The organism is Streptomyces sp. NPDC050528, from assembly GCF_044457795.1.
GTDB lineage: Bacteria > Actinomycetota > Actinomycetes > Streptomycetales > Streptomycetaceae > Streptomyces.
In genome coordinates this window covers 81,505-99,557 of sequence record NZ_JBITHH010000016.1, presented here as the reverse complement: position 1 = coordinate 99,557, position 18,053 = coordinate 81,505, and the positions used below count along the sequence as shown (strand labels likewise).

Annotated in this window: 16 protein-coding genes and 1 pseudogene; 5 read left to right on the top strand and 12 right to left on the bottom strand. The window is 71.2% G+C overall.

The genetic code is table 11. The annotated features are described in order from the left end of the window. Window positions 1-5: 5 nt before the first annotated feature. Window positions 6-884, bottom strand: coding sequence for an NmrA/HSCARG family protein (locus ACIBK4_RS42090; RefSeq protein WP_399003984.1), 879 nt, complete (start codon window positions 882-884; stop codon window positions 6-8). Between the two features lie 259 nt (window positions 885-1,143). Here ACIBK4_RS42090 and ACIBK4_RS42085 point away from each other — a divergent pair, with 259 nt between their 5' ends. Then, window positions 1,144-1,554, top strand: coding sequence for a DoxX family protein (locus ACIBK4_RS42085; RefSeq protein ID WP_399003982.1), 411 nt, complete (start codon window positions 1,144-1,146; stop codon window positions 1,552-1,554). Then, window positions 1,554-2,822, top strand: a complete 1,269-nt coding sequence (locus ACIBK4_RS42080) for a hydrolase (RefSeq protein ID WP_399003980.1) — start codon at window positions 1,554-1,556, stop codon at window positions 2,820-2,822. The genes ACIBK4_RS42085 and ACIBK4_RS42080 overlap by 1 nt, the downstream gene beginning before the upstream one ends. 98 nt (window positions 2,823-2,920) lie before the next feature. Here ACIBK4_RS42080 and ACIBK4_RS42075 read toward each other — a convergent pair whose 3' ends face one another. The 4 genes from ACIBK4_RS42075 to ACIBK4_RS42060 all read right to left on the bottom strand — a co-directional run bounded on the left by ACIBK4_RS42075 (window position 2,921) and on the right by ACIBK4_RS42060 (window position 6,792). After that, a complete protein-coding gene (locus ACIBK4_RS42075) occupies window positions 2,921-4,060 on the bottom strand; it encodes a DUF6081 family protein (RefSeq protein ID WP_399003978.1) in 1,140 nt (379 codons plus the stop codon). Between the two features lie 63 nt (window positions 4,061-4,123). Next, on the bottom strand, window positions 4,124-5,158 hold the full coding sequence (locus tag ACIBK4_RS42070) for an LLM class flavin-dependent oxidoreductase (RefSeq protein WP_399003976.1): 1,035 nt from the start codon (window positions 5,156-5,158) through the stop codon (window positions 4,124-4,126). A gap of 66 nt (window positions 5,159-5,224) precedes the next feature. Continuing rightward, window positions 5,225-6,007, bottom strand: a complete 783-nt coding sequence (locus ACIBK4_RS42065; RefSeq protein ID WP_399003974.1) for an SDR family NAD(P)-dependent oxidoreductase — start codon at window positions 6,005-6,007, stop codon at window positions 5,225-5,227. Next, window positions 6,007-6,792, bottom strand: a complete 786-nt coding sequence (locus tag ACIBK4_RS42060) for a 3-oxoacyl-ACP reductase (protein WP_399003972.1) — start codon at window positions 6,790-6,792, stop codon at window positions 6,007-6,009. The genes ACIBK4_RS42065 and ACIBK4_RS42060 overlap by 1 nt, the downstream gene beginning before the upstream one ends. Before the next feature lie 253 nt (window positions 6,793-7,045). On the opposite strand from ACIBK4_RS42060, the gene ACIBK4_RS42055 reads away from it, so the two are divergent. Next, entirely contained in the window at window positions 7,046-7,474 is a 429-nt protein-coding gene (locus ACIBK4_RS42055; protein ID WP_399003971.1) for a nuclear transport factor 2 family protein, read from the top strand. A 438-nt stretch (window positions 7,475-7,912) separates the two neighbouring features. Here the strand turns inward: ACIBK4_RS42055 and ACIBK4_RS42050 are convergent, their stop codons facing one another. Both ACIBK4_RS42050 and ACIBK4_RS42045 read right to left on the bottom strand, forming a co-directional pair. Next, on the bottom strand, window positions 7,913-8,722 hold the full coding sequence (locus tag ACIBK4_RS42050) for a BTAD domain-containing putative transcriptional regulator (RefSeq protein ID WP_399004244.1): 810 nt from the start codon (window positions 8,720-8,722) through the stop codon (window positions 7,913-7,915). 177 nt (window positions 8,723-8,899) lie between these two features. Beyond that, window positions 8,900-10,483, bottom strand: coding sequence for an acyl-CoA carboxylase subunit beta (locus ACIBK4_RS42045; protein ID WP_399003969.1), 1,584 nt, complete (start codon window positions 10,481-10,483; stop codon window positions 8,900-8,902). 184 nt (window positions 10,484-10,667) lie between these two features. Here ACIBK4_RS42045 and ACIBK4_RS42040 point away from each other — a divergent pair, with 184 nt between their 5' ends. Then, window positions 10,668-11,180: a flavin reductase family protein gene (locus ACIBK4_RS42040; RefSeq protein ID WP_399003967.1), complete on the top strand. Its 513-nt coding sequence runs from the start codon at window positions 10,668-10,670 to the stop codon at window positions 11,178-11,180. On the opposite strand, the gene ACIBK4_RS42035 is transcribed toward ACIBK4_RS42040, so the two are convergent. Continuing rightward, a complete protein-coding gene (locus ACIBK4_RS42035; RefSeq protein ID WP_399003965.1) occupies window positions 11,150-12,097 on the bottom strand; it encodes an MBL fold metallo-hydrolase in 948 nt (315 codons plus the stop codon). The genes ACIBK4_RS42040 and ACIBK4_RS42035 overlap by 31 nt on opposite strands. Before the next feature lie 222 nt (window positions 12,098-12,319). Between ACIBK4_RS42035 and ACIBK4_RS42030 the strand changes: the two genes are divergently transcribed. Beyond that, window positions 12,320-12,928: a DNA-binding response regulator gene (locus ACIBK4_RS42030; protein WP_399003963.1), complete on the top strand. Its 609-nt coding sequence runs from the start codon at window positions 12,320-12,322 to the stop codon at window positions 12,926-12,928. Window positions 12,929-13,348: 420 nt separating this feature from the next. On the opposite strand, the pseudogene ACIBK4_RS42025 reads toward ACIBK4_RS42030, so the two are convergent. The 4 genes and pseudogenes from ACIBK4_RS42025 to ACIBK4_RS42010 form a co-directional block, all read right to left on the bottom strand. Continuing rightward, window positions 13,349-13,516, bottom strand: a pseudogene (locus tag ACIBK4_RS42025) (histidine kinase); the annotation flags it as partial. Window positions 13,517-14,340: 824 nt separating this feature from the next. Beyond that, window positions 14,341-14,655 carry a hypothetical protein gene (locus tag ACIBK4_RS42020; RefSeq protein WP_399003961.1) on the bottom strand — a complete coding sequence of 105 codons (315 nt, stop codon included), beginning with the start codon at window positions 14,653-14,655 and terminating at the stop codon, window positions 14,341-14,343. A 460-nt stretch (window positions 14,656-15,115) separates the two neighbouring features. Next, window positions 15,116-15,700 (bottom strand): hypothetical protein, encoded by a 585-nt coding sequence (locus ACIBK4_RS42015; RefSeq protein WP_399003959.1) that lies wholly within the window; start codon window positions 15,698-15,700, stop codon window positions 15,116-15,118. Continuing rightward, a complete protein-coding gene (locus tag ACIBK4_RS42010) occupies window positions 15,669-17,843 on the bottom strand; it encodes a hypothetical protein (protein WP_399003957.1) in 2,175 nt (724 codons plus the stop codon). The genes ACIBK4_RS42015 and ACIBK4_RS42010 overlap by 32 nt, the downstream gene beginning before the upstream one ends. Window positions 17,844-18,053 lie beyond the last annotated feature (210 nt).

The window sequence follows — 18,053 nt, the reverse complement described above, 5'->3', positions numbered from 1 at the left end:
CCCCCTCAGCTGCTCGACGGCGTCCAGCCGCTGCGGCGCAGGAGGTCGGCGAAGGTCAGCAGGTCCGGGTGGGCGGCGCGCAGCGCGGGGATGTCGGCCTTGTAGCCGATGTCGTTGAACCACTCGAACGTCTTCGCCATCCAGATGTCCTTCTTGGCCAGCTCCTCCAGCGGGATGAACTCGTAGCGCGCCGGGCGGCCGGTGTGCGCCGCGAAGGCGTCCGCGATCTCCGGTCCGGTCAGCGCCTCACCGGCGACCTCCAGGCTGCGCCCCACGAAGGACTCCGGGTCGTCGAACGCGTCGGCGACGAAGTGGCCCATGTCCTGGGAGGCGAGCACCTGCAGCTTGGTGTGCGGATACAGGGCGCGGCGGAACACCAGCGTGCCGTCCGCGTCCGGCTCGGGCGGCAGGTCCAGGAAGTTCTCCATGAAGTAGACCGGGCGCAGGAAGGTGGTGGGTACGCCCGCCGTGCCGATCGCCTGCTCGGCGCGGAGCTTGGTCTCCCGCCAGCCCACACCGCCCGGCTTCTCCACGCCGCCCACGGAACTGTGCACGAGGTGGCGGACACCGGCCCGCCCGGCCTCCTCGGCGAACAGCCGGGCATGCCGTTCCTCACCGTCCAGGCCGTTGCCGTGGGTCGGGGTGAACACCGTGAACAGACCGTGGGCACCGGCCAGCGCCGACCGCACCGCCTCGCGGTCGTCGAACTCGCCGGGCACCAACACGGCGCCCTTTGCGGCCAGTTCACGGGCGGCGGGCTTGTCGGGGTCGCGCACCAACACGTGCACCGGCCAGCCCCGGTCCAGCAGATGCCGGGCGGCGCTGCCGCCCTGGCGGCCGGTCGCGCCCAGGACCAGGATCCATCGTTTGTCGTCTGCCGTCATCGCGGTCTCCTCGGATAGCCAGAGTGCTGCGCCGCGGAACGCCGGTGCGCCGCGCGGCCAGCGTCACCGCCACCGCTCGAATCCGACTTGAGATGAGCGCCGGTACGGAGTGCGAGCCGTCTTCGAGCGCTCTTCGAGACCACGCCGGAAGCCTTGCCGAGGGCCTTGCCGAGGGATTGGCGCGCCGGCGACAGAGCCCGTGACCCGTGACCCGAGCCCCCGAGAGACGAATCGCTGAACGCTAAGGAGAAGGCGGCCCATGCCTGAAGGACCCCAGCTCATCAGCCGACTGGCCCGGCCACTGCTGGCGGCGAGCTTCGTCGCCGGCGGCTACGGCGTGCTCCGCGAACCGGGCCCGCTGCCCGAACTGGCCCGGCAGCACGGCGTTCCGCTGCCCGAGGCCGCCACCCGGGCGACCGCCACCGGCATGGTCGTCGGCGGACTGGCCCTGGGCAGCGGCATCGCGCCGGTGCTCGGCGGCGGCACGCTGATCGCCTGCCTGGTGCCGACGACGCTGACCGTGCACGCCTTCTGGCGCCAGGCGGACCCGGCGCGACGGCGTATGCAACGCAACGAGTTCTTCAAGAACGTCAGCCTGCTCGGCGGCCTCGTGATCGCCGCCGCGGCCTCGGCGCGGCGGCCGCTGCCGGCCAGCGGGGACGGTGCCTGATGTCCGACGACGACGGACAGACCCGGGCAGCCATGACGCCGACCGCCTCGACCGCCTCGACGGCTCCGGCGACCCCGATCGCCCCGACGGCCCTGACCGCCCCGACGGCTTCGCCCGCTCTCGCCGAGCGCGCCCGTGACCTCGCGTCGTTGGCCGGCAAGCACGCCGCCGACGCGGACAGGGAGCGGCGGCTCCACCCCGACGTGGTCGGCGCGGTCACGGACGCGGGGTTCGGACGGCACTTCGTCCCGGCCCGCTGGGGCGGTACCGAGGGCACCTTCGCCGACCTGCTGAGCGCGGTCGCCCGCGTCGGCGAAGGATGTACGTCCGCCGCCTGGGTCGCCGCGCTGGCCGCGACCGTACCGCGCATGGCCGCGCATCTGCCCCGCGAGGGACAGGGCGAGATCTGGTCCGACGGCCCGGACACGCTGCTGGTCGGCGCGCTGATGCCGCTCGGCCGGGCGGAGCGGGCGGCCGGCGGCTGGCGGCTGACCGGCACTTGGTCGTACGTCAGCGGCGTCGACTTCTCCGACTGGGCCCTGGTGTGCGCCCGGACCGAGGGGAACGGTGCCAAGGGGAACGGTGCCGAGGAGAACGGTGCCGAAGTACCGCGCTACTTCGCGCTGCCGCGCGAGGCGTACACGATCCGGGACAGCTGGTTCACCGTCGGGATGCGCGGCACCGGCAGCAACACCCTCTCCGTGGACGACGTGTACGTCCCGGACCACCGGGTGTGCACCCGCGCGGCCGTGCTGGGGGGCGAGTGCCCCGACGGGCCCGCCACCTGTACCCGGGTGCCGTTGAAAGCGGTGAACGGCCTGTCCTTCGCGGCGCCGGTGCTGGGCGCCACCAGGGCGCTGCTCGCCGAGTGGACCCGCTGGGCCGCACCCAGGATCACGGCGACCGGCGGCGGCGATCCCCGCCTCGCGGAGAACGCGCTCCGGCACGGGGTGCTGGCCCGCGCCGCGGGGGAGGTGGACGGGGCCGAGCTGCTCCTGGACCGCACCGCCCGCGCGGCCGACGCGGGCCCGCTCGACCCGCTGGTGACCGCGCGCGGCGGCCGGGACTGCGCGCTCGCCGCGGAACTGCTGCTGGCCGCGGCGGACCAGCTGTTCAGGGCCGCGGGCACGTCCGCACAGGTCGAGGGAAGCCCGTTCGAACGCGGCTGGCGCGACGTCAGCGCCGCGGTGAGCCACCTGGTGCTGCGCTTCGAACCGGCGGCGACGGCCTACGCGCAGGCGGTGCTGGCGGCACAGCGGGAGACTTGAGCAGCGGTACGGGAGATCTGAGCAGCGGTACGACACACGGAACCCGCCCTCCTCACCGGTGATACGGGAGGAGGGCGGGTTCCGTGGTGTCAGCGGTGTCAGCGGGTGGGGGCGGAGCGCGACACGGAGGTCCGGCGCACCGTCACGCGTACGCCGGAGGACTCCGGGATCTCGCTGAACAGGCCGATACCCAGGGCGAGTCGGTCGGGCCGGACGCTTTCCTCGGGACCGTCGGTCGACCGGGTGAGGTGGGCGGAGTGGGCGGAGCGGGACGGGAGGCGGTGGCCCAGGTTCGGCACCGCGAGGACCTCCTCGCCGTCCAGCGACCACACCGCTGTGCCGCGCGCCCGGTCTACCCGTACCGCGCACCGATGACGGCGGTCCGGCGAACGCTCGGCGACCGGGATCTCGTACGTGAAGGTGCCGTGGCCGGTGCCGGGCCGGCCGAGCCGCTCGTACAGCGCCCAGACCCGGTCGTTGGTGAGCAGGAAGTCGAGAACCAGGCCGGAGCCGAAGTCCACGCAGAGCATCCCGCCCATCCCTGCCCGGGTCTCGGCGACGCCGGTACCGCTCACCGGCCCGGCCGGGCCGTATATCTCGGCCGCGAGTTCCATGCGAGCGGTGAGCACCGACCCGTCGCGCAGGGCGAAGCCCGGTGGGGTGGCGGTGCCGGCGAAGGCGACCCAGCGCAGGTGGCCCGCGGCCTCCGAGGACACGGGGGCCGCGAACCGGGGCCGCCCGGTCGCCGGATCACGACCCGGCGGCGCCACGACGAGACCCTCCGGGGTCACGCGGGCGGTCCCGTCCCCAGCGGCCAGCCCGGCCGCAGGACGGACGAGCCACCCCGACGGCAGCCCGGCGGGTTCCTGGTCCCCGGCGTCCGGGGAGGCGGTGGCCGTGAACCGGGGTCGGTCGGTCGTCGGATCGCGGCCCGGTGGCGCTACGACGAGTTCCTCCGGGGTGACGTGGGCGATCCCGTCGCCGGCGGCCGGCCCGGCGGGTTCCCGGTCGCTGGCGTCCGGGGCGGTGGGGGCTGTGAACCGGGGTCGGTCGGTTGCTGGATCGCGGTCCGGCGGTGCTACGACGAGTTCCCCGGGGGTGATCTGGGCGTTTCCGTCGCCGGCGGCCGGCCCGGCGGGTTCCCGGTCCGGTGTCGCAGGCCGGAACTCGTCGACGAAGACCAACTCGTCCTGGGCGTCCGTCGTAACGCCCGTACCGCTGTGTCGTGTGTACGTCACCGTGCCTCCTGTCTCCCGCGCTCCGCCCGGGCGCTGTCCGCTCGTGCGCGCCATGACGTCGGGTCAGTCGCCGACGCCCGACGCCTCCAGCGCCTCCGCCGCCGCGCGCAGGATCCGCAGTCGTCCGTCCAGGGACGTCGCCGCCGCGGACACCATGACGCCCAGGGTGGTCACGCCGGCCTCGGCGTACGCCTGCATCCGGTCGGCGAGGCGGGGTACCGGGCCGGCGAGCGAGGTGTTGTCGATGAAGTCCAGGGGCAGCGCGGCCGCCGCACCGGACCGGTCGCCGTCGGCCAGCCGCTGGTGGAAGACCTCGATCTCGTCGGCGTAGCCCATCTCGCGGGCGAGGGCGCAGTAGAAGTTGTGCGCCGGGTCGCCGATGCCCAGCAGATAGACGTACTGGCCGCGCAACGCGTCCACCGCCGTGGGCACGTCGTCCGCGACCGACGCGGGCAGGCTCGGCAGGATCTCGAAGCCGGTCATGTCCCGCCCGGCCGCCTCCCGGCCCGCCCGGATCTCGGTGACGGCCTTGGCCGCCGCCTCGGGCGGAGTGAACACCCCCAGCCAGCCGTCCGCGATCTCGCCCGCGAGCCGCAGACTGCGGGGTCCTACGGCCGCCAGGTAGACCGGGATCCGGGACCGGGGCAGTTCGGTCAGCACGTGCAGCGGCGCCCCGTCACGGCCGTCGGCCGGCAGCTGGAAGTGCCGGCCCTGGTAGGTCACGGGGGCGCCGCCGAGCGCCTGGCGGACGATGTCGACGTACTCCCTGGTCCGCTCCAGCGGGCGGTCGAACGGCACTCCGTACCAGCCGTCCGAGACATCGGGGTTGGACACCCCGAGGCCCAGCCGGAACCGGCCGCCGCTCAGCGCGTCCAGCGTGGCCGCGGTGAGCGCGGCGAGGCCCGGCGGGCGCGCCGGTATCTGCATGACGGCGGAGGCCAGGCCGATCCGCTCGGTCCGGCCCGCCACCAGGCCCAGCACGCTGGCCGCGTCGGACCGGTAGCCCTCCGGGGCCAGCACGAGCCCGTAGTCCAGGGTCTCGGCTGCGCGGGCGAGTTCGCCGGCGCCCTGGTAGACCAGATTCGCGGCAAGCCGCATCGTCAACTCCCTCTGAGGATCCAGGATTTGGCGGAACTCTTCGCTCGTCCTTGAGCGCACGCCCCGTCAGATGAGGTGCGCGCCGCCGTCCACGAGCAGCACCTGTCCGGTCGTGTACGCGGCGTCGGCCAGGCCCAGTACGGCCTCGGCGACGTCCTCGGGCCAGCCCACCCGGCGCAGCGGCGTGCTCTCCCGCACCTTCTGCGCGATCGGCACGAAGAAGTCCTTGCCCTGCGTCCACGGCGTCTCGACCAGGCCGGGAGCGACCGCGTTGACGCGGACCTCGGGCCCGACGGCGTTCGCCAGCAGCCGGGTCATGTGCTCGATCGCCGCCTTGCTGACGGCGTACGGGATCGAACTGCCCGCCGGGCGGCTGCCGGCGATCGAGGAGATGTTGACCACCGATCCACTGCCCGTCCGGGCCAGGTGCGGCATCGCGGCGACTGTCGTCTGCCAGGTGCCGATGACGTTGAGGCCGAGGATCTCCCGCCAGAGCTCGGGCGTGGCCGCCGCCAGGTCGGCGTGCGGTACGGGACGGGAGACGCCGGCGTTGTTCACCAGGATGTCGAGCCGTCCGTAGTGCGCGACGGCGGAGTCGACGAGCCGGCGGGCCTGGGCTTCGTCCGAGACGTCGGCCTGTACGTAGATCGCGTCGGGCAGGGCGGCGGCGACCTTCTCGCCGGCCTCCACCGAACGCGCGGAGTTCACGACGACGCGGATCCCCTCGGCGGCGAGGCGCAGGGCGACGGCCTCGCCGATGCCGGAGGAGGAGCCGGTGACGAGAGCGACGCGTGCGGCCGCTGCTACCGGTGTGGCCCCTGCGGCTGCTGCTACCGGTGCGACCGTCATCAGTAATTCCCCAGTCCGCCGCAGACGTTGAGCGCCTGGGCCGTCACGGCGGCCGCGTCGTCGCCGACCAGGTACTCGACCATGGCGGCCACCTCGCGGGGCTCCACGTACCGGCCGAGCGGCACGCGCGTGGTGATGCGGTCGTGCGCCTCCTGCTCGTCCACGCCCCAGATCGCCGCGTAGTGCTCGCGGACCCGAGCTGCCATCGGCGTCTCGACGAAGCCGGGGCAGACCGCGTTGACCGTGATGCCGGTGCGGGCCAGTTCCAGGCCGAGGGCCTTGGAGAAGCCGACGACTCCGTGCTTGGACGCCGAGTAGGGCGCGGCGTGGACGACTCCCTGCTTGCCGCCGGTGGAGGCGATGTTGATGATCCGGCCGCGCTCGCGGGCCAGCATGCCGCCGGCGTTGAGCACTTCCTTGGTCATGAGGAAGACGCTGTTGAGGTTGGTGTTGATCACGTCGAGCCACAGTTCGTCGGGGATCTCGGCGGTGGCGCCGCCGCCGCTGCGGCCCGCGTTGTTCACGAGGATGTCGACCGGGCCGTACCGTTCGACCGCGGCGCGGACGAATCCCCGGATCTGCTCGGGGTCGGCCACGTCGCAGACGGTTCCGTCGACCTCCAGGCCCTTGTCCCGCAACTCCTTGACCACGGCGGTCAGTTCCTCGGAGCGGCGGGCACAGATGAAGACGCTCGCGCCGCGGCTCGCCAGCCGGGTGGTGATCTCCAGGCCGATCCCGCTGGTGGCGCCGGTCACCAATGCCACCGGCCGCACTGCCTCCGTCATGCTGCCTCCCTGCACGTCCTCGACGACGGCCCGCCCCCTGCGGGGCCTGCGCGTCCTGCGGACCGAGACTGACCGGCGGGACTAGAGGCGGGGTGGAAGGCGGATGGAGCCGGGCGGCCGGTGTGCAACCGCGGATCCGCTGGGCGCCGTACCGTCCATCACCGCCCTTCACCATCCTTCGAGCTGCCCTCTAGGCGGGCCGGACACGGTGGGCGCGGCAGCAGCCGTTCGCACCGGAGCCCTGGAGGAGCCGATGACCGTCACCCCGGTCCGTACCGACCTGTACTCGCAGGTCCAGCACTTCTACGCGCACCAGATGCAGGCGCTGGACGCCGGCCGCTTCGCGGACTACGCCGCGACCTTCACGGAGGACGGCAGTTTCCAGCACTCACCGGGTGCCACGCCCGCGGTCACCCGGCCGGCCATCGTCGCCGAACTGGTCGAGTTCCACCGCCGGTTCGAGAACGACCCGGTCCAGCGCCGCCACTGGTTCAACCACATCGCCTTGGAGCAACAGCCCGACGGCACGATCCGCTCCACGGTCTACGCCCTGGTGGTCACGGTCCGCCCGGACACCAAGCCGGAGATAGCCCCGAGCTGCGTCGTACACGACGTCCTGGTCCCCACCGAGGAGGGCATCTTGACCAGGTCGAGGCTGGTCACCCACGACCAGATGTTCTGAGGGCGGGAGGGGACGGGGCGGGGCCCAAGGAAGAAACGGGGGCGGGAGTCCAAGGAACACGAACTCCCGCCCCCGTCCCCTGTTTACGATCGGTGCCCCAGCGGCAAGGGGCCTCGGCAATCAACGCCCGAGCGGCGCTGCGCCCCGGCAGACGAGCACACCCGGGCGACCCGGCTGCTGGCCGGCCCGGCAGCCTGACGGCCCGGTGCTTCCACAGCTCAACGGCCCGATGGTCTGGCAGCGCGAGACCCGATACCCGGCAACTCGGCGCACCAGCAGCTCGGCAACCTGACGGCCCGGCAACCCGACGGCCCGGTGCTCCAACAACCGGCGGCCCGGCAACCTGACGGCTCGGCAGTCCGGCGCCCCAGTGTTCCAACTGCCCGGCGCCCCAGCGCCTCAACGGCCCGGCAGCCCAGCGCCCCGACCGCTCAACGCTCAGCCCGCAAGCCGCCCCGTCCGTTCCCAGTCCGGTGTCTCCAGTGTGGGGTCGCCGTTGAGTACGGCCTGGTGGAGGCGTTGGAGTCGGGCGGACGGTTCCACGCCCAGTTCCTCGGTCAGGGTTTCGCGTAGGCGGCGGAAGGCGTAGAGGGCTCGCCAGCCGCTGCCCGAGCGGTACAGGGCGATCATCAGCAGGGCGCACAGGTTCTCGTTCATGGGGTGGCGGGCCACCAGGGTCCGCAGCTCGCCGAGGAGCGGGGCGTGGCGGCCCAGGCACAGGTCGGCCTCGATCCGCCGTTCCAGTACCTGGGTCCGGCTCTCCTCGATGCCGAGGAGTTCCATCTCCAGCACCCGGCCCACCGGAACGTCGGCGAGCGCCGGACCCTTCCAGCAGGCCAGTGCCCGGCCCAGGCCGATGGACGCGGCGCGCGCGTCCCCCGCCTCCAGGGCCGCTCCGCCGCGAGCGGCCAGCCGCTCGAACTCCCGCAGGTCGAAGGTCTCCAGGGGCGCGGCCAGCTTGTACCCGCCGAGCGAGGTGACCAGTACGTCCTTGGCGGACAGGTCCGAGCCGGGCGGCAGCGTCCGCGTGATCTTGCGGCGCAGCTGGAGGATGTACGTCTGGAGGGTGGTCAGCGCGCTGCGCGGGATGTCGTTCCCCCAGACCTCCTCCATCAGCGTGGGCACCGGCACGAAGTGCCCGGCACGCAGCGTCAGCAGGGACAGGATCTGCCGGGGCTTTCCGGCGCTCGGCACGATCGACAGGCCGCGTTCGCGGACCGAGAACTGTCCCAACACCTCGATGTTCACCGAGAGTGCCCCCATTCGCGTCAGGTTCTCATGTCGTGTTCGGTCGTAGCCGAGCTTGTCACTCAGTGCCGCGCGGGGCCCAGTGCGCACGTCACGACTCCGCCGTGAACACCTCACCCGGCACGTGAGTTCCTCACAAACCGCCGCTCACCACGGCTTTCTGACACTGCGTCAGGCTCAGACGGGCGGGTTGCCGTGCTTGCGGACCGGCAGGTCGACGTGCTTGGTGTGCAGCATCGCCAGGGACCGGGTGAGCACCTCGCGGGTGTCGGCCGGGTCGATGACGTCGTCGACCAGACCCCGCTCGGCGGCGTAGTAGGGATGCATCAGCTCGGCCTTGTACTCCTTGACCAACCGGGCCCGTACGGCGTCCGGATCACCGGCCGCGGCGATCTCCCGGCGGAAGATGACGTTGGCCGCGCCCTCCGCGCCCATCACCGCGATCTCGTTCGTCGGCCAGGCGTAGGTCAGGTCGGCCCCGGTGGACTGACTGTCCATCACGATGTAGGCACCGCCGTAGGCCTTGCGCAGCACCAGGGAGATCCGCGGCACGGTGGCGTTGCAGTACGCGTACAACAGCTTCGCGCCGTGCCGGATGATCCCGTCGTGCTCCTGGTCCACGCCCGGCAGGAACCCGGGCACGTCCAGCAGGGTGACCAGCGGGACATTGAACGCGTCGCACATCTGCACGAACCGCGCCGCCTTCTCGGACGCCTCGATGTCGAGCACGCCCGCCAGCACCTGCGGCTGGTTGGCGACGATGCCGACGACCCGCCCGTCCAGCCGGGCCAGCGCGCAGACGATGTTGCGGGCCCAGAGCTCGTGGACCTCCAGGTACTCGCCGTCGTCGACGATCTCCTCGATCACCCGGGTCACGTCGTACGGCCGGTTCCCGTCCGCCGGCACCAGGTCGAGCAGCGCCTCGCACCGCCGGTCGGCGGGGTCGGCCGACGCGGTCACCGGCGGGTGCTCGCGGTTGTTCTGCGGGAGCAGGGACAGCAGATAGCGGACCTCTTCGAGGCAGGTCTCCTCGTCGTCGTAGGCGAAGTGGCAGACCCCGGAGGTACCGGCGTGCACGTCCGCGCCGCCGAGGGCGTTCTGGCCGACCTGCTCCCCGGTCACCGCCTGGATGACGTCCGGCCCGGTGATGAACATCTGCGCGGTGTCGCGGACCATGAAGACGAAGTCCGTCAGGGCCGGGGAGTACGCGGCCCCGCCCGCGCAGGGGCCCAGCATGACGCTGACCTGCGGGATGACGCCGGAGGCCCTGGTGTTGCGGCGGAAGATGCCGCCGTAGCCGGCGAGCGCCACCACGCCCTCCTGGATACGGGCACCCGCGCCGTCGTTCAGGGAGACCAGCGGGGCCCCGGCCGCGATGGCCATGTCCATCACCTTGTGGATCTTGGCGGCGTGCGCCTCGCCGAGGGCGCCGCCGAACATGCGGAAGTCGTGCGCGTACACGAAGACCGGCCGGCCGTGCACCGTTCCCCAGCCGGTCACCACGCCGTCCGTGCTGGGCCTCTTGGCCTCCATGCCGAAGCCCACCGCGCGGTGCCGCCGCAGCTGCTCCGTCTCCGTGAACGATCCCTCGTCCAGCAGCACGTCGATGCGCTCCCGCGCGGTCAGCTTGCCCTTGGCGTGCTGCGCCTCGGTCGCCCTCTCGCTCGGGCCCTGCCGTGCCTGGTTTTGGATGGTGCGCAGTTCCGCCACGAGTCGCCGCTGGGGCGAGATGGCCGGCGGCCTTTCCTGAGCGGTCGTCATCGGATGCCTCCTGGTCGGCGCCCGGACGGTCTGTCCGTCCGGGTACCGACTCTGCGGCGCCCGCCTAGACGCCGGGTCGAAGGCGGGTGGACCGCAGCCGTCCTCCAGGGGCGGTCCAGCGGGGTTCCAGCAGCGGCCGAAAAGGTCGTCGACGTTCCGACCCACCGACGTGAGGTGAGACGGCATGGCCGTGGATGTGACGCGCTTTCAAGAACTGTTCGGCTCGTTCCCGACGATGGTCTCGATCGTCACCGCGATCGACGCGGACGGCAGACCCCGCGGACTGACCTGCAACGCCGTGTCGGCCGTATCGGCCCGGCCGCCGCTGCTGCTGGTCTGCGTGGACAAGCAGTCGCACACCCTGGACGCCCTGCTGACGTCGGGGGCGTTCGTCGTGAACGTGCTGGCCGACGGCGGGCAGCAGGCGGCCCGGGTCTGCGCGGGCCGCTCCGAGCGGAAGTTCGCCGGGCTGCGGTGGATGCCGTCGGCCGTAGCGGGCGGCGCCCCCGTCCTCGTCGACGCCGTGCTGGCGTACGCCGAGTGCGTCGTCGTACAGACGGTGGAGGCGGGCGACCACTGGATCCTCATCGGCCGGGTGGAGGGGGCCGAGGTGCTGCCGCGGTCGCCCGTGCTCTACCACCAGGGGGAGTTCGAGGTGTGGAACCCTCAGGCGCGGCAGGTCGGGAGCCGGCCGTGAAACTCGATCATCTCGGCGAACAGGGCCCCGATGTCCAGCGGCGCTCCCGGAGCCGCGCCCCGCTCCTCCGCGTAGGCACGGCGCAGGTTCGGCAGTAGCCGCTCGGAGTCGCGGAGTCCGGCGAAGTCGCCCAGGTCGCAGGCGCGGGCGGCTTCCAGGGGGCTCAGTCCCGCGGCCATGCCCTGCCGTGCCGTCTCCTGGACCCACCGCAGATAGCTCTCGGTGACGTCGAACAACTCAGGGCCCGCGACCGGCCCGTGGCCCGGCACCACGGTACGGGCGCCCAGTGACCGCAAACGGTCGAGGACGGCGAGCGATCCGCTGACCGACCCCATCGCGCAGAACGGCGTGACACCCGACATGACGATGTCTCCGGTGAACAGCACCCCCTGGTCGGGCAGCCAGACGACGGAGTCGTCGGTCGTGTGCGCCGGACCCGGGTGCAGCACCTCGACGCGCACCTCGCCGACGTGCAGGGTCACGCCGTCGCGGTACGTGAGGGCCGGGGGCGCCAGTTCGAGCGCGCCCCAACGCACCTCGGGCCACAGACCGGTGAGGTGCAGCCCGGCCGCCAGCGCCTCGCTGCGGGTCCGTTCGTGGCCGACGACCAGCGCTTCGGGGAAGACGAAGTTGCCGAAGGTGTGGTCGCCGTGGAAGTGGGTGTTGACCAGGACGCTGGGAGGCGCCGCCGTCACCCCGCGCACGGCCTCCCGCAGGCGCCGGGCCCGGGTCTCGGTAGCCGCGGTGTCCACGAGGGCTGCCCTCCCGTCGTGGACGACGAGGCCCGCGTTGTTCAGGCACCAGCCGCCGTCCGGCTGGACGTAGGCGAAGACGCCGTCCGCCACCTCCTCCAGCCACGCGTCGTCCGGGGCCGCGAGGCCCCGCCGTTCGTCGGATGTCGCACGCGGTGTCGTCACAGGGGCCTCCCGAGGGGCTGCCGCGGTCGTCGCGGGGTCCGGTTGCGGTACGACCCTCGCCGCAGCGGGTCGAGTACGACTCGAACCCGGAACCCCCGGGACGCGGCCCGGCGGAGCGTCGCGCACCCGCACGGCACCGGGCCCTATTGTGCCGTTCGGCACGCGCCACGGACACTGAGTGACAAACGGAGCATCAGGGCTGCGGAAAACGGGGAGGCTTGGGTGATTCGCGTCTTGCTCGCCGAGGACATGGGGATGGTGCGAGGGGCGCTGGTGGCGCTGATGGAGATGGAGCAGGACCTCAGCGTCGTGGCGCAGGTGGCCGACGGCCGCGAGGTCCTCTCCGCCGGTCTGGCGCACCGCCCCGACGTCGCCGTGATCGACGTGGGCCTTCCCGGAGTGGACGGCATCGCGGCCGCGACCCAGTTGCACGAACACCTGCCGGAGTGCCGGACCCTGATGCTGACCGGCACCGACCAGCCCGGCACCGTGCGGCGGGCGATGGAGGCGATGGTCTACGGCTATCTGCTCAAGGACGCCCCGCCGTCCGAACTGGCCGCGGCGATCCGCAAGGTGGCGGACGGTCAGCGGGTGATCGACACCCGGCTCGCCTTCACCTTCTGGCAGCGCGGCGACCATCCGCTGACCGAGCGGGAGTCCGACGTCCTGTCACTGGCGTCGGAAGGTGCTGAGGTCCCGGAGATAGCGGCCCAGCTGCACCTCGCCGTCGGTACCGTCCGGAACTACCTGAGTTCTGTGGTGACCAAGCTGGGTGCCCGCAACCGTCTGGACGCGGTGCGGATCGCCCGTGACGCCGGCTGGATCGCCTGAACCCGCGCCGTGCCGGGGGCCGGTCGGGCATGCGGTCGGGCACTCGGCGACCAGGTAGAACCAGCCGTCCGGATCCGCGGTCGCGCGCAGCCGGCCGCCCACGCGGGTCAGCCGCTCGGTGAGGTTGTCCAGCCCGCCGCCCGGCCGGTTCGTGCTCGCGGAGCCCGGGGCGAGCCCGTCGTTCGAGACGGTGAGGCGTACGCCGCCGTCCACCTCGCGCAGGTCGATGCGGCAACGTTTCGCCCGGCTGTGCCGCAGCAGGTTGGTCACACCCTCGCGCAGAACCGTGGCCAGAACCGTCTCCTTGTCGACGGGGAGACCGCGTACGGACATGTCCATCGACACCTCGATGCCCGCCGCGAGCAGGACACCGCGCACCGAGGCGGACTCGTCGGCGATCCGCATGTTCCGGTAACCGCGGGACATCGAGCGCACGTCGGAGAGCGCCTGGCGCGAGGTCTGCAGGATGTCGAGGAGTTCGGTCCGGGCCCGGTCGTCGCTCGATCCCACCAGCCGGACGGTCAGCTCGCTCTTGAGCGTGATGACGGACAGGCTGTAGCCGAGGAGGTCGTGCAGGTCCCGGGCCATCCGCAGCCGTTCCTGTTCGATGGCCAGCCGGGTCGCCGTGCCCCGGGCCCGATGCAATTCGGCCACGAGTTCGGCGATACGGCCGAGGCCGTAGATCATCGTGCCGATCATCAATATCGAAACAACCAGCCAGGACGCGCCGAAAATTCGGCTCCCGAAGAGGACCGCGATGCCGCTGGCGGTCATACACACGCCGGCGAATAGCCCTATGGACAGAGGCGGTTCGAGGACCAGCAGGATCGAACCGGCCAGCAGACCCGCGAGCCCCACCCAATTAAGGCCGAAAAGCATCGTTGGTATAAAGGTCAACAGGGCTTGTAATATCAGGGTCAACTTTCCGTAGCGCTCGCGTATCCAAAGCGTCGCGGGAGCGCAATGTATGGCCTGTACGGCGCCGACCAGTGGTAGAGCGACCAGGAAACCGATGATTTGCCAGGGCCGTGGATGCGATGCCAGCAGGTTCAGAGCGATCATAAAAACCACGCTGCATTGGATGGCAATCATGAGATGCAGCGCCAGACGGGGTGGCTTCTCTCCACCAGGAATTTCCGTCACCGTAATTCCCCCGTGAGTCGACCTTCGAAAAGTCTCATAGAACCCTAACATGCACCCCCAATCCACCCCGAAGCTTTTCGGCTGTGGTCGAAGTGCGGGAACACGGCTCAGCAGGTCGGGGTGTCCTGCACGTCCGACGCGAGTCGTCGCCGGCGCAGACGGAAAGCGATTTCGCCGTAGGTCCGTTGGCGCCGTTGCCGTAGACCACATCGGCGTAACCCGACTTGCCCGGGCGCGAGGGAGGTCACCCTGTGGCTGGGACGCGTTCGTCACCGGCGGCACGGACGGGACTCGCCGAAGTTGACGGCCGCGTAGGGGTGGAGGTCGCAGATCGTGGAGCGGGTGTTGGCGACCGTGAGCAGCGTGTGGTCGACGGGGTGACTGACGGTCTGCGCGGTCACCTTGGTGTTGGCGCCGCCGCACGGGACATCGCGAGCCGGGGTGTCCGTGCCGGAATCCCGCTCGATTTGGCGTCGCCGGTGCTGCCCCGACCCCTTGCCGCCGTCGCACGAGGATCCGTCCGAACCGTCCGAGGTGGAACCGCGGGCCTGGCCCGCCGCGCCCTCAGCCGCTCTCCGTCCCACCCGCTACGACAGCCGATGGCTATGGAGACCTGGAACGTTCACACCGGCGGTTCGCCCGCTTCTGCGAGGCGGCCCCAGAGGAAATCGTCGAGGCCCACCCCAGCGAACTGACGGACGAGGCACCGCGTGCCATCTCGCGGGAACGGGGGACGGCCGGCAGGCCAGGAGCGGCGACAGTACGCCCCGGGCAGCGGAAGTCAGGTCGTAGGCGCAGATGTGTCCGTCGACGAGCCGCGTGATGAATCGCGGGGGACGAGGGGGGTGGGTCACGCCCGGGAGGCTGGCGTCCCGGCGGAGAGCCAGTGGGTGAGCCGGGCGGTGAGGGGCTTTTCGGTGTCCTTGCGGTACCAAGTGCTCGTACGGCAGAGGCAGTTCGGGCAGGGGCCCGCTGTCCTTCGTCGATGGGCCGCGACATCAGGGCGCCCCCAGACGTACCTGCTCTGGGGGCGCCCCGCTTGTGTCATCGCCCGGCGAGGCGGAGTTGGTTGACGCACCGGAGGTCCTGCCGGTACTGCACCGATCCTTGCCGGTACCAGAACCGGCAGCGTGACGTGTCGCCCGTCACCGGTCCGGTCGCCTTGATCCGGGCCGTGTAGTAGACCTCGGCCGGCTGGTGGGACTTCACCGTGAACGGTGTGCCCGACCGGTCCGGCAGGCCGCTGACGTCGTCGGCCGTCCCCTTCACCGGGAGTACGCCGACCCCGTACCCGTCGGTGTCCTCGACGCTGACGGCCTTGTAGCCGACGAGTTCCAGTCCGTCGGGCAGGCCGACGAACTGTGCCTTGAGCACCGTCACCGGTTCGCCGCTGATGTTCGTCGCCTGCGGCAGGCTCAGCCAGTACTCCTTGCCGACCCGCAGATTGGAGTACTGCAACTCCGCCTGGGAGGCCACGCCCCCGTCGAGCGCGTGACCGGTCCGCGTGCTCGCGGAGTCCCGGTCCTGCGGGACCAGCCAGGCCGCGAGGGCCGCCGCCACGATCAGCAGCGCGGTCGCGGCGATGAGCAGGCCGCGCCTACTTGGAGTAGAAGACACCGGCCTTGCCACTGCTGATCGATCCATTCCTGCCCCAGATCCAGTGCTTGCCGGCCTTGTTCCCGGACGTGATCCGCTGCCTGTGGTTGCTGTCATAGCTGGTCTTCGCACCGAGTTCGATGTTGAACGCCTTGACCGCGGCACCGAACTTCACGCTCTGGCCGTGGGAGAGCTGAAGCGTGTTGCCGCCCGGCTGAAGGTAGGCGCGACGGGACGCCGGGGCCTTCTTGAAGTTCTCCGACCCGTCCTTCCCGGACACGTCGTTGCCGATCTTCCCGACCGCGCCGTTGGGCGGAACGCTGTACTTGCTCGCCTCGATCTTCTGCCAGGCCGAGCGCACCGTGCCGGAGCACCAGTGCTTCTTCTGCCACTTCTTGTACAGGATCGGCACCTTGTACTGGCGCGCGAAGTGCGGCCCCCTGTTGGTGTAGCCGACCGAGACGCCGATGCTGTGCGACAGCTCCTTGGACGCGCCGAGGGTCCAGTTGCCGGTGCTCTTGATCGCGGTGTCGATGCTGCTGGACATCGAGTCCTCGTACTCGAACGTCGCCTTCGAGTCCCACCCGGCGTGCGCCTCGCCGACGACCGTGTACGGCGTCGTCGTGCCGATCTGTTCCTTGGTGTCCCAGCAGTTGCCGGAAGCCATCGGCGTGACCGGCGCGCGTACCGCTTCGGCACTGACGTCGGTGCCGTTGACCAGGTAGGGGTTGTAGTCGGCGGCCAGGGTGCTGTTGTCGCTCTGCCACAGCGGGACCGTGTCCGGGGCCGGAGCGGGGTTCGACTCGATCTTCTCGGCGAGGGTGGCGCCGCCCGTGGACGTCGAGAAGGTGTCCTTCGTCGCGTCGCCCACGATGTTCGGGGCGAGCAGGGTGGTGTGTCCGTCGTCACCCTGCCCGGACACCGTCGCGCTGTGCTCGGCCGTGGTGCTGGAGAGGGTGTCCACGCCGAGCATCGGGGTGCTCGTGGTGGTGGTGATGCCCTCGGCGGTGGCCTCCAGGTTGAGGATGCCGCCGTTGTCGTCCTTGGTCTTCTGGACGTCCACCGGAAGCGTGTCCGGGAGGGTGAGGGACCAGGTTCCGTCCGCGGCGGTCGTCGCGGTGCCGAGGACCGGGATCCGGGTCTCGCCGGTGGCGTCGTCGCCGAGGTCGTTCGCCGTCACGGTGACCGGAAGGCCTCCCGCGGGCTTCCCGTTGCCGAGGGTGAACTTGCCGGTGACCGTGTTCGACGGGGCCGGGGCGGTCTCCTCGGCCGGGTCCACGGCCGCCTCACCGCCGCTCTCGTCCGGCGGGGTGGCGAAGTAGGGCTGCAGGTCCGGGTCCGGCTCCGCCAGACACGGTCCGGCGTCCGCCATGATCTCGCCGACGATGCCGCCGCGGACCTCGGGGTCGAGCTCGGTCCACGGTCCGGTGGCGTACTTGGCGATCTGCCCGGTGGTGGCCGGGTCGTCGGTGGTGGTCTGCGTGTTGACGGCCCCGGCGCCGGGACTCCACGCCTGGGAGGCGCTCACACCGGTCGCGACCTCGAACGATCCGAACAGCTTCAGCGACGAGCCCGAGGGCAGCAGGGTCGTCTGCGTGATCGTGCCGTCCTTCAGCCAGAACAGGCCGGAGTTCACCATCCACACGTCGGTCGCGGACGCCAGCGCACTGGTCACGCTCGAGGTGGTCGAGCCGATCTTCGTGATCGTGCCGTTGCCCGTGGCCGGGCCGGACTGCTGGTAGAAGTCGAGCGTGCCGTCGGCGGCGAGGACCAGGATGTACGTGCCGTTCGTGACGATCCGCTTCGCGGACGACCAGTTCAGGCTGTACGTCTTGACCGGTGTCAGCAGCGACCCGCCGGTCGCGGTGTTGTCCTTGTAGGACTTCACCTGCCCGGCGTGGGTGGCCTCGTAGATGATGCCGTCGCCGCCGCCGGTGAACACCTTGCTGAGCGTCGGCAGGTTCGCCGTGGCGAGGGTGTCGACGAGCGTGTCCGCGGTGCCGCTCCGGGGTCCCCAGTCCATGTATTTGTGCAGGACGCGCGGTGCTGCGATGTTGCCGGTGGTGTTCGGCTGCCACACGTAGGTGGGCACGGAGGTGAGACAGTCGGCGGCCGCGGCCGGCTGTGCGCCCGCCAGCGGAACGACGACACTCCCGGCAAGGGCAGCGGTGATCATGACCGCGTGCGTGCGGCGGGATGTCCGGACTCTCATGGAGTCCCTTTCTGTGGTGCAAGTAGATGGACGTCCAGCGGTCTGACCTGCTGGAACGTCCAGATCTGATCACATGTGAATTACCTGTGTCACTAGGACTTGAGGGAAACCAGAGGTACCGCGCGGAGCACCACCCTCCGTATCCCCCCGCACCCGCCCCACCTCAACCCGGCC

What these genes read in the sequence shown, in the direction of transcription:
- ACIBK4_RS42045 (WP_399003969.1), bottom strand. Translation starts at nt 10,483, where the DNA reads ATGACGACCGCTCAGGAAAGGCCGCCGGCCATCTCGCCCCAGCGGCGA.
- ACIBK4_RS42065 (WP_399003974.1), bottom strand. Translation starts at nt 6,007, where the DNA reads ATGACGGTCGCACCGGTAGCAGCAGCCGCAGGGGCCACACCGGTAGCA.
- ACIBK4_RS42055 (WP_399003971.1), top strand. Translation starts at nt 7,046, where the DNA reads ATGACCGTCACCCCGGTCCGTACCGACCTGTACTCGCAGGTCCAGCAC.
- ACIBK4_RS42010 (WP_399003957.1), bottom strand. Translation starts at nt 17,843, where the DNA reads ATGATCACCGCTGCCCTTGCCGGGAGTGTCGTCGTTCCGCTGGCGGGC.
- ACIBK4_RS42085 (WP_399003982.1), top strand. Translation starts at nt 1,144, where the DNA reads ATGCCTGAAGGACCCCAGCTCATCAGCCGACTGGCCCGGCCACTGCTG.
- ACIBK4_RS42070 (WP_399003976.1), bottom strand. Translation starts at nt 5,158, where the DNA reads ATGCGGCTTGCCGCGAATCTGGTCTACCAGGGCGCCGGCGAACTCGCC.
- ACIBK4_RS42060 (WP_399003972.1), bottom strand. Translation starts at nt 6,792, where the DNA reads ATGACGGAGGCAGTGCGGCCGGTGGCATTGGTGACCGGCGCCACCAGC.
- ACIBK4_RS42090 (WP_399003984.1), bottom strand. Translation starts at nt 884, where the DNA reads ATGACGGCAGACGACAAACGATGGATCCTGGTCCTGGGCGCGACCGGC.
- ACIBK4_RS42080 (WP_399003980.1), top strand. Translation starts at nt 1,554, where the DNA reads ATGTCCGACGACGACGGACAGACCCGGGCAGCCATGACGCCGACCGCC.
- ACIBK4_RS42040 (WP_399003967.1), top strand. Translation starts at nt 10,668, where the DNA reads ATGGCCGTGGATGTGACGCGCTTTCAAGAACTGTTCGGCTCGTTCCCG.